Here is a 13968-nt window from a genome sequence, read left to right as displayed (position 1 = left end):
ATCCAACTCTGGCAGGTGTTGTTTTGGGTCTGATGACGCCGGTATTGTCCGGTCGCCTGAAAGAGCCGCCTTTAATGCTGGCGTCAGAGGCCATTAATACGTTTTCTCAACTCAATAAACAAGACGCCTCACCCAATCACCTTGCTGAACCTGTGAGGCAGCTTAAACGTGCCCAGCGTGAGTTGATGGCGCCGGTAACACGCGTTCAAATGGCCTTGCATCCGTGGGTGGCTTATGGGGTGATGCCATTGTTTGCGCTGGCCAATGCAGGGGTTACCCTGGATGGGGTGGATTTGGCAATGGGTGGTTCACAATCGGTTTTGTTTGGTATATTGGTTGCATTGGTGATTGGCAAGCCGTTAGGCGTGATTGCCGCCAGTTGGCTTGTTGTCCGTTTGGGCTGGTGTGTGCTGCCGCCAGGTTTGAATTGGGGAGGAATAAGTCTTGTTGGTTTGCTGGCCGGAATCGGTTTTACCATGTCGATTTTTATTGCCACGCTTGGGCTGGCGGATCCCAACCTGCTTGGGGCAGCAAAGCTTGGCGTATTGTTAGCTTCCCTGACAGCAGCTATAGTTGGCTTGAGTTGGGGGTACATCTACAGGAAGAGGGTATAGGTCAATCTCTGGCTTATGCAAGTCAAGTCTACATGAGTGACTTGCATTACCTGAATATGCCAATCTACGCCATTTTCCGTAAAGTCAGGATTTGCTCACTGCGGCCAAAGGGGCCATGGGTGTCATGCAGTACCGAACTGGTCAGTCCAATTCCGTCTTCGCCATATTGCTGCACCGTTTCTAGGCCCAGCCATTGGCCGGTGGGGTATCGGTGCATATGAATTTGCAGGTCCAGGTTGGGAAACGCCCAGGAAAATTCGCCGTCCTGTCTGGGAACAATGCCGTTGGCGGTATCTACCATGCCAATTAAATGGGCGAAGGGGCTGGTAGTTTGCCCTTCAACCATATCCAGATTATTGTTTAACCATACAATGCCTTTACCGGTACGATTGTTTTCATCTGCCCTGGTTTCAAGACTGTGAATATAGCCGCCTGGCCAGCGCTTAAGGCCTGTCCAAAGCGGGTAGGTTTCAGGGTGAAGGATTGCCGGGTCTTCAAGCCCGCCAATGTGTTTGCTGTCTTGCATTGCCATGCGCCAGGCTCGGGCAACAATGCAGGTTTTGCCATTGGCCTGCATGTCGGATTCAAGCAGTTCGATGGTTTTGCCAGCGCGGATAATGCGGGTTGTAATACTGAATTCGCCAAAATGGATCAAACCGAAAATATCAAAACTGATACGGCCTATCCGCATGTCGGCACGCGGTGCAAACTGTTCAAGTTCCGCTGCCATGACACCGCTGGCCGGTGCCATATGTTGTTCGTGCGGGTTCCAGGCCCCCTGGGCGTGTATGGTTGAGCAATATTGGGTAGTTACCGATCCATCCGGGTTAGCGGCTCTTTCCAGAAATTGATAATAAGCAGGCATGGGTTTCCTCTTGATGCGTGTCTCCTGGCCAAAGCAGCAATGCCTGGCAAGGTGTTTTTGTTTTGTACCGGTTTTTTAATTCGGTTTAGGTGTTATGCTGTGCAAGTATGGTACCAAAAATGCGCGCGGAATATCAATGAAGTGACAACGGCCGTTTTTGGCGGCTAGACCCGTACTGGCAATAGCATGCACCGTGTAAGATCTTTTAATATTTGCGTGTATTTTCGTTAACAGCGTATCTTACAGGAAAACATGATGCTGAATAATCTGTTCGAACAATTGCCCAGGGTTACGGGGCAGGAGTCCTTTGACGACCTGCTGGCCGTGCCAGGGCTGCGTATTGAACGTATTGTGTCATATGGGCAGGCCAGTCCACCCGGGTTCTGGTATGAACAGGATTGGGACGAATGGGTTATGGTTTTACAGGGCACGGCCACGTTGCAGATAGAAGAAAAAGAAGACCTGGTTACCTTGCGAAAAGGTGACCACTATTGGTTGCCTGCCGGATGCCGGCATCGGGTAGCCTTTACGGCAAAGGATGAGGCTACGATTTGGTTGGCAGTGCATAGGAATTAAGCGGTCCCACACTTGGTTTGCGTCAGTAATGACTGTAGCGATTGAAAATCTTTATTAATTGGAAAATTTTATGGTAAGCCCTAGGTAAATTATTTGCCTCAGGTTGTTACACTGAAGCCTGGTTATTAATTCGTGTATTTGATATAAACAGTTCTCGGTGCACGGAAAATATTTAATGTTAATAATACGGAGGTTATTCCCATGAAAATTACTGCAATGCGCATCCTGAGTGCAGTGGGTATGAGCTGTGCACTGGCTTTTTCAGGCAGTGCCCTGGCGTCCGATAAGCCTATCGTTGTCAAGTTCAGTCACGTGGTTGCCGACAAAACACCCAAGGGGCAGGGGGCTCTCAAATTCAAAGAGGTGGCTGAAAAGCTGTTGCCTGGCAAGGTTGAGGTTCAGGTTTTCCCAAGCTCACAGTTGTTTGGGGATGGCAAAGAGCTGGAGGCCTTGTTGTTGGGTGACGTGCAGATGATTGCGCCGTCATTGTCCAAGTTTGACCGCTACACTAAAAAAGTGCAGCTGTTTGACTTGCCATTCCTGTTCGACAACATGGAAGCCGTGGATCGCTTTCAGCAAAGTGACAAGGGTAAAGAGCTGCTAAGCTCCATGAAAAACCGTGGCTTAATGGGCCTGGCTTATTGGCATAACGGTATGAAGCAACTGTCCACCAATAAAGACCAGTTGCAGCGCCCTGAAGATACCAAGGGATTGAAATTCCGTATTCAGGCCTCTGACGTGCTTGAAGCCCAGTTCCGTGCACTTGATGCCAACCCGCAAAAGCTGTCTTTCAGTGAGGTTTACCAAGCCTTGCAAACTGGGGTGGTTGATGGCCAGGAAAACACCTGGTCTAATATTTATTCGCAAAAATTCCACGAGGTTCAAAAAACCATCGCTGAAACCAACCACGGTGTGATTGACTACATGGTAGTTACCAATGCCCAGTGGTGGGATGGATTGCCTGCTGATGTTCGTGAAGGCTTGCAACAAGCCATGGATGAGGCTACCCAGTTTGCTAATGCAGAGGCCGCCAAGCTGAATGAACAAGACAAGCAAAATATTATCGCCGACAAAAAAGCCAAGGTGGTTCAGTTATCCAAGGAGGATGTAGAGGTCTGGCGTAAAACGATGGAACCGGTCTGGAAAAAGTTTGAAGGTGATATTGGCGCAGACCTGATCAAGGCTGCCCAGGAAGCAAATCAATAAAAAAGACTATTGGCTGGTTACAGGCGGCTTTTGACTTTAATTGAGAAGTTTGTGGTCAGCCATTTATTTTGCATTGAAGGGGTTTCCTGACGCAGGGCCCTTTTCTTATTTCTAAAAACATGGAGTACAACCATGAATGTCCGCTGGTTTCATCGACTTGAAGAAGGGTTGATTGCTTTTTTGCTGGCTGCAATGACACTTGTTACTTTTGCTCAGGTCATTGCGCGGTACATATTCAATTACAGTTTCGTCTGGGCGCTTGAATTGTCCATTTTCCTGTTTGCCGGGCTGATCTTTTTGGGCCTGGCCTATGGCGTGCGGGTGAACGCCCATATCGGGGTGGATGCCCTGATCAAAATTTTGCCTAAAAAAATTGCCCATGTGGTGGGGATTATTGCCTGCCTGCTTTGTCTTGGTTATACCGTTATCGTCTTTTATGGTGCCTGGATATACGTAGATAAAATGTACATGATTGGTATTTTGGCGCAGGATATTCCCATTCCCCAATGGGTACCTCGTCTGGTGCTTCCCATTGGATTTTTAATGCTGTTTATCCGCTTTGCCGAAGTACTGTTTCATATGCTGCGTGGACACCGTAGCCAGTTGCTTGGTGATGAGGCTGAAGACGCGCTTAAACATCTCAATGATGATGACCACTCCGATAACCTGCAGGAGCGCAAATGACCACTATCGCACTTTTTGTCATGCTGTTCGTGTTCATGTTCATGGGCACGCCTGTCGCGGTGGCCCTTGGGCTGTCTTCCATTCTTACCATCCTGTTTTTCGGTACAGACTCGCTGGCTTCGCTGTCTCTTAAAATGTATGAGACATCCGAGCATTTCACACTGATGGCCATCCCGTTTTTCGTGCTGGCAGGCGCCTTCATGACAACAGGGGGTGTGGCCCGCCGAATGATCCGCTTTGCCAATGCTTCGGTGGGGCACTTGCATGGTGGCCTGGCGATTGCCTCGGTCCTGGCCTGCTGCCTGTTTGCCGCAGTTTCCGGCTCTTCTCCGGCAACGGTGGTTGCCGTGGGTTCTATTGTTATTGCTGGCATGGTACGTGCCGGGTATTCACAGCCTTTTGCCGCTGGTGTGGTTTGTAATGCGGGTACACTGGGTATCCTGATTCCACCGTCCATTGTGATGGTGGTGTATGGTGCGGCCACCGAAACCTCGGTGGGGGCATTGTTTATGGCTGGTGTCATACCGGGCCTCACCCTGGGTGTGTTGCTCATGGTCGCCATTTATATCATTGCCCGTATCAAGAAATTTCCCCTGCAACCCAGGGCGTCAGCCAGGGAAGTCTTGACGGCGGGTCGGGATTCGATTTGGGGGCTGGCTTTGGTCTTCATTATCCTGGGCGGTATCTATGGAGGGGTTTTCACGCCAACCGAAGCAGCGGCTGTGTCAGCGGTGTATGCTTTCGTTGTGGCTGTTTTCATTTATCGTGATATTGGGTTAAAGCAAGTACCCGGGGTTTTGCTGGATGCCTCTAAGGTAACGGTCATGCTGATGTTCATTATCGTTAACGCACTGCTGTTTGCACACGTGCTAACGACTGAACGTATTCCACAAATGATTGCCGAACAGATCATTGCCTGGGACATGGCTGCCTGGCAGTTTCTGATCGTCGTCAATATCCTGTTGTTGATAGCCGGCATGTTTATGGAGCCCACCGGTATTATTTTGATCCTTGCTCCTATCCTGTTTCCGATCGCCATGGAGCTGGGGATAGATCCGGTTCATTTGGGTATTATTATGGTGGTTAACCTGGAAATTGGTCTGGTAACACCCCCTATTGGCTTGAATCTGTTTGTGACGGCAGGCATTACAAAAATGACCATTGGCCAAGTGATAAAAGCCGCCTCACCATGGCTGATTTTACTGCTGGGTTTCCTGGTGTTTGTGACGTATATCCCCGCCATCTCGCTGTGGCTGCCAAAACTGCTGGGGTGAGTGCTTTGAAGTTTGATGCCGCAGATGCGTTTGCCGCGTAATACCTTCACAGTTGGGAAGTCATGAACGACCCCCAAAATGTTGGATTTGATGCCAGCATCTCGGGGGCTTTTTTGTGCTTTTATTTATTTCTGCGCGCCGAATCGAGTTGAGCCGGTGCGATGTTATGAAAGCGTTGTAAGCTTTTCTATCGTGTCATGCGCTTGAGGGTATCGTCACGCAAGATGAAATGGTGGTAAAACGCTGCACATATGTGACCAATCACCAGCAAAAGAAACAGCACGGCAACGGGAGCGTGCAGGCTGCCAACAGAGGCCATCCAGGCGATGCCGGTTTCGCTTTTTTCGACTAATTGCAGGCCAAAAACCTTAAGACCGTAACCTTTGCCAATCATATAAAAAATACCCAGAACCGGTAGCAGCAGCATGACAAGATACAGCAGGAAATGACCGATTCTGGCCAGTGGTGCCAATGGGCCGCTTAATTGCGGTCGATGCGGATACTGTTTGATCGCCCAGAATACACGCAAAATGCCCAGGATGAAGATCAGCAAACCGATGGAAATATGCCATGGCACCAGGGTTCGGCCAACCCAGTGTTCGCCCTCATCAATAAGGTCGCCGATTTTCATGAATTGCCAGACAATCAGGATGGCCATTCCCCAATGAAACCATCGGGACAAACTGCCGTAACGTTCAGGTGTATCGCTCATTGTTCACTCCTTGGGTAGTGGAATGGGTTGGAAACACGGTATTAACAAGTTGCGGATGAATGGGCACAGGTGTGTTATCGAAAGATTACCATGAATTAACGGGCTGAAAAAACAATTTGTTTTATGTCCACTCTTGGATAGAATGAAGGATTGCTCAATCATTAACACTCTATCCTTTCCCGGTTTAAATAATATTTGGAAATCGATTATGCAAAATACAGGTTTATTTCATCAGCAGGCTTACATTAATGGTCAATGGCTGGATGCCGATTCAGGTCAGGTACAAACCATCCTGAACCCGGCCACTGGTGAGGTACTGGGTACGGTTCCACTTATGGGGGCGGCTGAAACCACGCTGGCTATTGAAGCGGCCAATAATGCCTTGCCTGCCTGGCGTGCAAAAACCGCCAGGGAACGCTCGCAACTGTTGCGTAAATGGTTTGAGCTGATGCTTGAGTATCAGGATGAACTGGCCCGTTTGATGACGCTGGAGCAGGGCAAGCCCTTGGCAGAAGCCAAAGGGGAAATCCTGTATGCAGCCTCATTTGTGGAATGGTTTGCCGAAGAGGCCAAACGGGTTTACGGTGATGTGATTCCCGGGCCACAGGCCAACAAGCGCGTGATTGTGGTTAAACAGCCGGTGGGTGTCACGGCAGCCATTACCCCCTGGAATTTTCCTTCTTCAATGATTACCCGCAAAGCGGCACCTGCCTTGGCGGCCGGTTGCACCATGGTCTTGAAGCCCGCGCTACAAACGCCGTATTCCGCACTGGCCCTGGCCGAGCTGGCGGCCCGGGCCGGTATTCCCAAGGGAGTGTTCAACTTGGTAACGGGTGATGCCATTGCCATTGGCACCGAATTAACCGGCAATCCGCTGGTACGTAAACTGTCTTTTACCGGTTCCACCCAGGTGGGACGCCTGTTAATGGCCCAGTGTGCGCACGATATCAAGAAAGTGTCCCTGGAGCTGGGCGGTAACGCTCCGTTTATCGTTTTTGAAGACGCTGATCTGGACGCCGCCGTTCAGGGGGCGATGATTTCAAAGTTTCGCAACAACGGGCAAACCTGCGTCTGTGCAAACCGCCTGTATGTCCATGACAAGGTTTACGACGCTTTTGTCCAGAAACTGGCTGCGGCGGTAGAAAACTTCAGGGTTGGCAACGGGATGGAGCCGGAAACCACCATGGGGCCCCTGATTGATCAGAATGCACTGGCCAAGGTCAAGTCACACATCGAGGACGCCCTTGAAAAGGGCGCCCGCATCGTGACGGGTGGCAAACCCCATGCGCTGGGTGGTACTTTCTTTGAGCCTACCGTCATGGTTGATGTGCCCGTTAATGCGATAGCGGCCAAGGAGGAAACGTTTGGTCCCCTGGCTCCTGTCTTCCGTTTTCATCATGAAGAAGAAGCCATTGCCTATGCCAATGACACCGAATATGGTTTGGCGGCCTATTTTTATACACGGGATATCAGCCGTGTTTTCAGGGTGGCCGAAGCCCTGGAGTATGGCATGGTGGGTATTAACTCGGGAGCCATTTCAACTGAAGTGGCACCCTTTGGTGGCGTGAAAGCATCGGGCCTGGGACGCGAAGGGTCCAAATACGGCATCGAGGAATATATCGAGATCAAATACCTGAGTCTGGATATTTAAGCCCAATTTATCACTTGCTCAACTGGTCGTCATCCCGTAATGTATGGGTTCGGTAAGGCATAAACCAATCTTAGCCTGGAGCCCTGGATGATCGACCTGTCTTCCCCCTTGAAAGCCGATACGTTCACGCATGTCCGTATCATTGTTGGGATAATTACCGGCTTGTGCATGACCCGTTTGCTTAACGGGTTAAGCCGCTTTGTACAGCAACCCAATAAAGATCATATATTTTTTGCCCATATTGGCTGGACTTTTTTTCTTTTGCTGGATATGGTCAATTTCTGGTGGTTTCAAATCAGATTGTCCAACACGGTGGTATGGAGTTATGACTTATATCTGTTCATTCTTTTCTATGCCTCGCTTTATTTTTTTACCTGCACCATTCTTTATCCGGACAAAATAGACCATATCAACCGGATGGATGACTACTTCCTTTCCAGACGGGCCTGGTTTTTTGGCTTGCTGATTGCACTGAACGTGACGGATTTGCTGGACACCACGCTGAAAGGGCAAGACTACCTGGCGCATCTAGGGCTTCCCTATATAATGCATATAAGTGTTTTTGTGGTGCTGTGCGGCTTTGCCATGCGTACCCGGCAACTGCGGTTTCATAAAGGCTTTGCCGTTTTTGCCATTGTTGAAGAATCCAGTTGGGCGTTGTTTGCATACAGTTCTATTGTTTAAATCCGTTTTCCTGCAAGGAATCAAGTACGGTGGTAACTCATTAATCCGGGAGTTTGGTTAAATGCGCTATGTTTTAATGTTTTTGTTTGTATTTTTAACAGGTTGTACGGGCATTCCCAAAGGGATAGAACCCGTTCAGAATTTTGACTCCCGGCGCTATCTGGGCAAATGGTATGAAATTGCACGGCTGGACCACTCTTTCGAACGCGGACTGCAGCAGGTAAGCGCAGAATACACGCTTCGTGAGGATGGTGGCATCAAGGTGCTTAACCGTGGCTTTAATACGGCTAAAAATAAATGGGAAGACGCTGAAGGCAAGGCCTATTTTGTGGAAGACAGCAATCAGGGCTACCTGAAGGTTTCTTTCTTCGGCCCTTTTTACGGCGCTTACGTTATTTTTGATCTGGGCAAGAATTACGAATACTCATTGATAACCAGCCACAATAGAGATTTTTTGTGGCTGTTGTCCAGAACCCCAACCATTGATGAAACGCTTAAAAAAGAACTGCTGGCGAAAATGGAAAGTCGGGGTTTCAAAACACAAGACCTGATTTTCGTGGATCAGTCAGGGGCACAATAGGCTTTATCACTGGTGCAGAAGCCATGACACAGGAGCCAGGGGCAATTCAAAGAGCATGGACTGTGTCAGCGCTCCTTTAAAGCGTTACACGAAAGCCAAGAATGGGCAGGTCTTCCATTTCAATGGTTTCCGCCTTGGCAGGAACCGGCCCTCGATTGAAGAGGTCGTGCAAGGCCTCGGGGGTGGGTTCCACGCCCAGTATGACCGCCTGGACAATAGGCCCTTCCTTAAGTTGCAAATGACCATATACATAGGGCGCAATCTTTTCAAACCGGGGGTGGCAGGCTGGCGCGATATTGTGCGTTGCATAAAGCAGGGTGGCATCACCGCTTAGTGTTATGCCTTCTACTTCCCAACTGCCGCAATGCTCACAGCACCCGGTTGGGGGAAACGTGACGTTTTTGCATTTTTTGCATTTCATCGCCCAAAAAACACCCTGCTTCAGGCCCTCGTAGTACCAGCGAATCAGGTTTGGCTGTTCAATAATGTCGTTCATATTAAACTCCTCCCAAAACCATAACCGTGCCGATCATGGCGTAACCGTGAGTATGGATAAGTGATATTTCCGGAGGCTTGCGCAGTTGCCTTGCACCGGCGAGGCCCCTCATTTGCAGGACGGCTTCATAGGTATCCGAGCCGGCACTGGCACCCCAGGCATGGCCGAACGCATGGCGTCCTCCGTGGGTTGACATCGGTCGGTCCCCATCAAACCTTAGCCGTCCCTCACGGGCTGCCTCAAGTCCTTTGCCCGGCTCAAGATAGCCTATGGTTTCAGCGGTGCAAATACTTGAAATATGCGAACAGTCATGGGTGTGCAGGTAATCGATGTCTTTGGCGGTGATGCCTGACATCTCCATGGCCTGGTCTGTGGCACGCCTGTCAAATTCCCAATAGGTGGGGTCTTCACCGTACCAGGGCAGATCACTGTAGCTGATGCCAAAACCCTTTAATTCGACCGGTTTGGAACGATTGTTTTTGGCAAGACTGGCACGGGTCAGGACCATGGCCGATGCACCATCTGCCGTGGTGACAAGGCTGAGCAACCTGGAGGGTCAGGCAACCCGGGGGTTGTGTTCGTCCGAGAGCCAGAGATCGTACGGGTCAGAAAAACCCTTGCGCGTAGCGCGATCTTCCAGGGTTTCCTGGATATTTGCCTTTGGATTCATCGAACCATGCAGTCTGCGCGTTCTGCACAATTCGAACATGCCTCTTTCAAAGTCTTCGATTGATAGACCGTATTTCCGGCAATAGCCCAAGGCGACCAGACCGTTATAGACCGAGAAAATATCGTAACCTTGCGGCACGCTATATGCCTGGTTGACGGCCATATCAGTCCATAACCAGGTTTGCTGGTGTGATATTGGTTCACGCTCGTAGGGGCTGAAGTCTTTGACTTTAGTCCGGGTTGTTTCAAACCCGTAAACAAGAACCGTATCGTAGGCGCCCGATGCAATGGCCATGGCAGCCATGGCAGCGCCTACATTGGTGGTTGAGCATTGCGCTTCAAAATGCACCCCGGTCTTGAACTGGGTGCCTGTCCACTTTGATAACTGGGAATAGGTGCCCGGCACCTGCGAGCTGTGAACCATTGCATTGCCGGCAAAGACGGCATCGACATCCTGACCTGAAATACCTGCATCATCCAGTGCTTCTTTAACTGCCCTTGCTGTCAGTTCCTGGATACTTGTTCCTTTTAACTCCGGTGTGCTGAGCAGGTCTCCAAACCGCGAGCAACCCACTCCTGTTATAAAAACCTGCTCTTTAAGCTTCCTGCGACTCATGGTAAACCCTCCTGATGTATGTACATCCGAATGTTGTGTTGAACCACTGAACTACCACTGGAAATTTACTTTCTTATTGATACAACTTGTTATTTTTATTGAAAATAATATACCACTTTGACAGTAGGGTTTCAATGGTTTTTTATTTTATTCAGCTCAGGTTTGTGCTTGATGATGGGTGATGCGTAGGTATTTTCCACAATAGTTACAAAAGTCCTTAAAATCAACATGAGTCTTTTTCTTAATTTCAACCTCCGTGTGACGTTGAGCGATGATTGGATACTGTTGACCAGTAATGGATATTTCATGCTTGAAGATATTTCGATTCCCACGCCACAAGAGCAGTTAAGATTTCTGAAGCAGATCCAGACAATATTGCAATCGGGAAGTTTTACATCCACTTATAAATTTGCTTTGCTGATCAGTTTGTCCAGACTGGCCATTGAGCAGGGAGTGGATACCGGTGAATGTCTGACATTGGATTATCTTGATATTGCAGAAAAATTCATTGATTTGTACTGGTGGCAGGCCAGACCTTATCAGTTTAATGAGCAGGCACCTTTTGTACTGCAGCAAAGCACGGGGCCACAGGCCAGTATTGTGAATTTGGTGTTGGCGGCACAGGAAAAATTTAAAACCCTGGCTGCGGCCAGGCAAAATGCCGCTGAATGGTTGAAGCTGAAAAAAGCGGTTGCCGGCACCGTTAAAAGAATGCCAGTGGTGTATTTGCAAAACCTGAATGGCCAAAGTATTGAGTTTTTATATCATCTGGATGCATCGGCGCATCATTTGCAGCTATTGCCCAAGGTGATGTATTGCTTAAGGCAGTTTAGTGAAATTATTGAAGAGTTGTGCCAAAAACGCTGGGTGGATTTTGTGCGGGAAAATAAAAACAACCTGCCCGTATTGGATGGCCTGCCAGACCTGAATGCGTTCCTGTTTGCACCTACCCGGAACCAGCTGGGTAAAGTGGCCGATTTTTTAATGGATTTGCAACAGTGCCGCTGTTTTTACTGCAATCAGTCACTGAAGAACAAAAAAGTTGCGGTGGACCATTTCATACCTTGGTCCTTATATCCGGCTGATACCGGGCATAATTTTGTGTTGGCAGATAATACGTGTAACGCCCAAAAAAGCAATTTCCTGGCATCAGAAAATTATCTGGAACAATGGCAGGCGCGTAATTACCAGCATGATTCACTCATTACCGCAGAGTTGTCCAGTCAGGGATTTCTGGCGGACATCAGGCGTTCCCACCACGTTGCGTCCTGGGCCTACCAACAGGCCAGGGACAATAATTACTTGCTTTGGGAAGGAGGAAAAAGCACCCGTTTTGCATCGTGGATGTGTGCGTAACGGCCGATAGATGTGTCATTTTGAAACAAAGCTATCTATTGTTGAAGTAAACGACGACAATAAATTTAGGGATATTTCTCCCTAGTATATTTAGGATTTACATTGAAGACAGAAACCGGTATTGTGAAGTGGTTCAACAACGATAAGGGCTTCGGCTTTATCATGCCTGAGTTTGGCGGCAAGGATCTCTTCGCACACTACAGCGAAATTCAAGGCGCTGGCCACAAATCTCTTGAAGAGAATCAACGTGTCTCATTCGTGGCAGGTCAAGGGCAAAAAGGCCCTTGCGCCACCCAGATCCAAGTGATCTGAATGCGCGTGTGCTGAAAATGCTCAGCATACTTGCAGTGATAAAAGCGGAATCCTTTGAAACATGGGGTTCCGTTTTTTTATGTCTAAGATGAAGTTGTAACAGCGCTGTCGGTTATGGAAATTTCATGCTTGAAGATATTTCGAATCCCACGTCATAAGAACAATTATAATTTCTGACGGATATCAGGCGCTCCCACCGTGTTGCATCGTGGGCTTACCAACAAGGCCATGGATAATAATTGTCTGCTTTGTGAGGGTGGGAAAAACACCCGTTTTCAAAGGCTCCATTATGAAACTTGAACGATTTGAACGCCTGCGTAAGGCACAAAAGGCTTATCACCGTCGCTGTAAATGGGTGATGAAAAATGGCATCTATGTGATCCATTCCTATGATGAAAAAAAGCCGGATGACTTGTCATGGTGGGATGATGCCGGGTTTATTCTGGGAGACCGGCGCGTGATGGTCTGGTGGCAGCATCCGCGCTTCGTTTATGCTGATGCGCTTGATGAGCAGGCCCGCAAGGAAGCTGGTCATTCTCCGGTAAATGGACGGCTTTTTGATGATGGCATCCCCAACTATAAACCGGTTGGCCGCTCGCGTAAAAAAATCATCAGCTATACCGTGCCGCCAGGAACGGATGAAACCCGGCAATACTATGACAGGCTGGATACGATCAAACAGCGACTGCAAAAAGAAGGGATGGATTATGCCGTAAAACCCCGTTGGCAACGTGAATGTCTTTCATGGGCGACCGGGGTAGAGTTGGCGGCACCGTTTGAAGTGCGCAATGAAACAGAACTTAAAAACGTAACCGATCTGGCAAATCGCCTGCTTCGGGGACAAACCACGCTTGAAAACGAGTTTCCGGGGTATGTTTATGGCAGGGAACAGTGGCTGCAAGAGCAGGATAAACGCTAAACCATTAGGCCACCAGACTGGTAGACTAGTTCCCATGCTCTGTGAACTGACCCCAAAAAGTTGGACGCCTATTCAACTTATTGGGGTTTTTCAATGGCAAAATATGATGTGCAGTTCAAAGTCAAATTAGTAAAGGAGTATCTGTCCGGAAATAGTGGCTATCGGTTAATAGCCGATACCTACAGGGTGGATATTTCTCAATTGCGCTATTGGGTAGCGAGCTACCAGCACCACGGTGTGTCCGGGCTGGAGAACAAGCGCGCCACATACAGTGCCGAGTTCAAGCAACAGGTGCTGCAACACATCGAGCGGGAGGGGTTATCCGACCGGCAAGCCGCTGCACTGTATAACATCCGCAGCATAGGAACCATCGGCAAGTGGCGTCGCCAATACAGATGAATCAGGTGAATCTGGGGTTCTGAAGCCCCCGCATAAAGGTGAAACACAAATGCAAATGCCCAAACAGCATCTCCCCAAGGCGCCTGCGCCTGACGAAACACGTACACAGAAAGAACTGCTGGATGAGCTGGCCTACTTGCGTGCGGAGAATGCCTACTTAAAAAAATTAGGGGCCTTAATCGAAGCGAAACAGGCTGCAGCGCTGCAGAAAAAGCGCAAGTAGTCCAAGGGTTAAGGCCAGATCATTCGCTACACCTGCTATTACAGATAACAGGCCTGTCGCGCAGTACGCTCTACTACCATCTCAAGGCGCAGACGGTAGGGGACAAATACGCGGCCACTAAAAGGAAGATTC

18 protein-coding genes are annotated in these 13968 nt (G+C 49.1%); 13 read left to right on the top strand and 5 right to left on the bottom strand.

Annotation, left to right across the window (positions count from 1 at the left end):
- The coding region (locus JHL22_RS15535; protein ID WP_200239473.1) for a Na+/H+ antiporter NhaA at window positions 1-614 on the top strand (614 nt) is incomplete at its 5' end.
- A 64-nt stretch (window positions 615-678) separates the two neighbouring features.
- On the opposite strand, the gene JHL22_RS15530 is transcribed toward JHL22_RS15535, so the two are convergent.
- On the bottom strand, window positions 679-1479 hold the full coding sequence (locus JHL22_RS15530) for a thioesterase family protein (protein WP_200239471.1): 801 nt from the start codon (window positions 1477-1479) through the stop codon (window positions 679-681).
- Between the two features lie 252 nt (window positions 1480-1731).
- Between JHL22_RS15530 and JHL22_RS15525 the strand changes: the two genes are divergently transcribed.
- The 4 genes from JHL22_RS15525 to JHL22_RS15510 all read left to right on the top strand — a co-directional run bounded on the left by JHL22_RS15525 (window position 1732) and on the right by JHL22_RS15510 (window position 5219).
- Window positions 1732-2055 carry a cupin domain-containing protein gene (locus JHL22_RS15525; RefSeq protein ID WP_200239469.1) on the top strand — a complete coding sequence of 108 codons (324 nt, stop codon included), beginning with the start codon at window positions 1732-1734 and terminating at the stop codon, window positions 2053-2055.
- A 201-nt stretch (window positions 2056-2256) separates the two neighbouring features.
- On the top strand, window positions 2257-3261 hold the full coding sequence (locus JHL22_RS15520; protein WP_200239467.1) for a TRAP transporter substrate-binding protein: 1005 nt from the start codon (window positions 2257-2259) through the stop codon (window positions 3259-3261).
- Between the two features lie 132 nt (window positions 3262-3393).
- Window positions 3394-3945 carry a TRAP transporter small permease gene (locus tag JHL22_RS15515; protein ID WP_200239465.1) on the top strand — a complete coding sequence of 184 codons (552 nt, stop codon included), beginning with the start codon at window positions 3394-3396 and terminating at the stop codon, window positions 3943-3945.
- Window positions 3942-5219, top strand: a complete 1278-nt coding sequence (locus JHL22_RS15510; protein ID WP_200239463.1) for a TRAP transporter large permease — start codon at window positions 3942-3944, stop codon at window positions 5217-5219. The genes JHL22_RS15515 and JHL22_RS15510 overlap by 4 nt, the downstream gene beginning before the upstream one ends.
- A 187-nt stretch (window positions 5220-5406) precedes the next feature.
- Here JHL22_RS15510 and JHL22_RS15505 read toward each other — a convergent pair whose 3' ends face one another.
- On the bottom strand, window positions 5407-5931 hold the full coding sequence (locus JHL22_RS15505) for a cytochrome b (protein ID WP_189384921.1): 525 nt from the start codon (window positions 5929-5931) through the stop codon (window positions 5407-5409).
- Between the two features lie 208 nt (window positions 5932-6139).
- Here JHL22_RS15505 and gabD point away from each other — a divergent pair, with 208 nt between their 5' ends.
- From gabD to JHL22_RS15490, 3 genes are all read left to right on the top strand, one after another.
- A complete protein-coding gene (gene gabD, locus JHL22_RS15500) occupies window positions 6140-7582 on the top strand; it encodes an NADP-dependent succinate-semialdehyde dehydrogenase (RefSeq protein ID WP_200239461.1) in 1443 nt (480 codons plus the stop codon).
- Between the two features lie 87 nt (window positions 7583-7669).
- Window positions 7670-8266, top strand: a complete 597-nt coding sequence (locus JHL22_RS15495) for a hypothetical protein (RefSeq protein WP_200239458.1) — start codon at window positions 7670-7672, stop codon at window positions 8264-8266.
- A gap of 61 nt (window positions 8267-8327) precedes the next feature.
- Window positions 8328-8846 carry a lipocalin family protein gene (locus tag JHL22_RS15490; RefSeq protein ID WP_169295519.1) on the top strand — a complete coding sequence of 173 codons (519 nt, stop codon included), beginning with the start codon at window positions 8328-8330 and terminating at the stop codon, window positions 8844-8846.
- A 76-nt stretch (window positions 8847-8922) separates the two neighbouring features.
- On the opposite strand, the gene JHL22_RS15485 is transcribed toward JHL22_RS15490, so the two are convergent.
- From JHL22_RS15485 to JHL22_RS15475, 3 genes are read right to left on the bottom strand one after another with little or no spacing between them, the layout of a single operon-like run.
- Window positions 8923-9342, bottom strand: a complete 420-nt coding sequence (locus JHL22_RS15485; RefSeq protein WP_169295518.1) for a Zn-ribbon domain-containing OB-fold protein — start codon at window positions 9340-9342, stop codon at window positions 8923-8925.
- Window position 9343: 1 nt separating this feature from the next.
- Window positions 9344-9889 carry a thiolase C-terminal domain-containing protein gene (locus tag JHL22_RS15480; RefSeq protein ID WP_200239456.1) on the bottom strand — a complete coding sequence of 182 codons (546 nt, stop codon included), beginning with the start codon at window positions 9887-9889 and terminating at the stop codon, window positions 9344-9346.
- Between the two features lie 9 nt (window positions 9890-9898).
- Window positions 9899-10627, bottom strand: a complete 729-nt coding sequence (locus JHL22_RS15475; RefSeq protein ID WP_200239454.1) for a thiolase family protein — start codon at window positions 10625-10627, stop codon at window positions 9899-9901.
- Window positions 10628-10933: 306 nt separating this feature from the next.
- Between JHL22_RS15475 and JHL22_RS15470 the strand changes: the two genes are divergently transcribed.
- The 5 genes from JHL22_RS15470 (at window position 10934) to JHL22_RS15450 (ending at window position 13836) form a co-directional block, all read left to right on the top strand.
- Window positions 10934-11983: an HNH endonuclease gene (locus JHL22_RS15470; protein WP_200239452.1), complete on the top strand. Its 1050-nt coding sequence runs from the start codon at window positions 10934-10936 to the stop codon at window positions 11981-11983.
- Window positions 11984-12085: 102 nt separating this feature from the next.
- Entirely contained in the window at window positions 12086-12295 is a 210-nt protein-coding gene (locus JHL22_RS15465) for a cold-shock protein (protein WP_200239449.1), read from the top strand.
- 289 nt (window positions 12296-12584) lie between these two features.
- The gene (locus JHL22_RS15460) at window positions 12585-13214 is read left to right on the top strand and encodes a hypothetical protein (RefSeq protein ID WP_200239447.1); all 630 of its coding nucleotides are present in this window, start codon (window positions 12585-12587) and stop codon (window positions 13212-13214) included.
- A 93-nt stretch (window positions 13215-13307) separates the two neighbouring features.
- Entirely contained in the window at window positions 13308-13613 is a 306-nt protein-coding gene (locus JHL22_RS15455; RefSeq protein ID WP_200239445.1) for a helix-turn-helix domain-containing protein, read from the top strand.
- 49 nt (window positions 13614-13662) lie between these two features.
- Entirely contained in the window at window positions 13663-13836 is a 174-nt protein-coding gene (locus JHL22_RS15450) for a hypothetical protein (protein ID WP_200239442.1), read from the top strand.
- Window positions 13837-13968: the final 132 nt, after the last annotated feature.

The sequence above is a fragment of the Advenella mandrilli genome (assembly GCF_016595155.1).
Classification (GTDB): Bacteria; Pseudomonadota; Gammaproteobacteria; order Burkholderiales; family Burkholderiaceae_B; genus Advenella; species Advenella mandrilli.
Note: the sequence above shows the minus strand (reverse complement) of the source record. Positions and strands in the feature narration are given on the sequence as shown.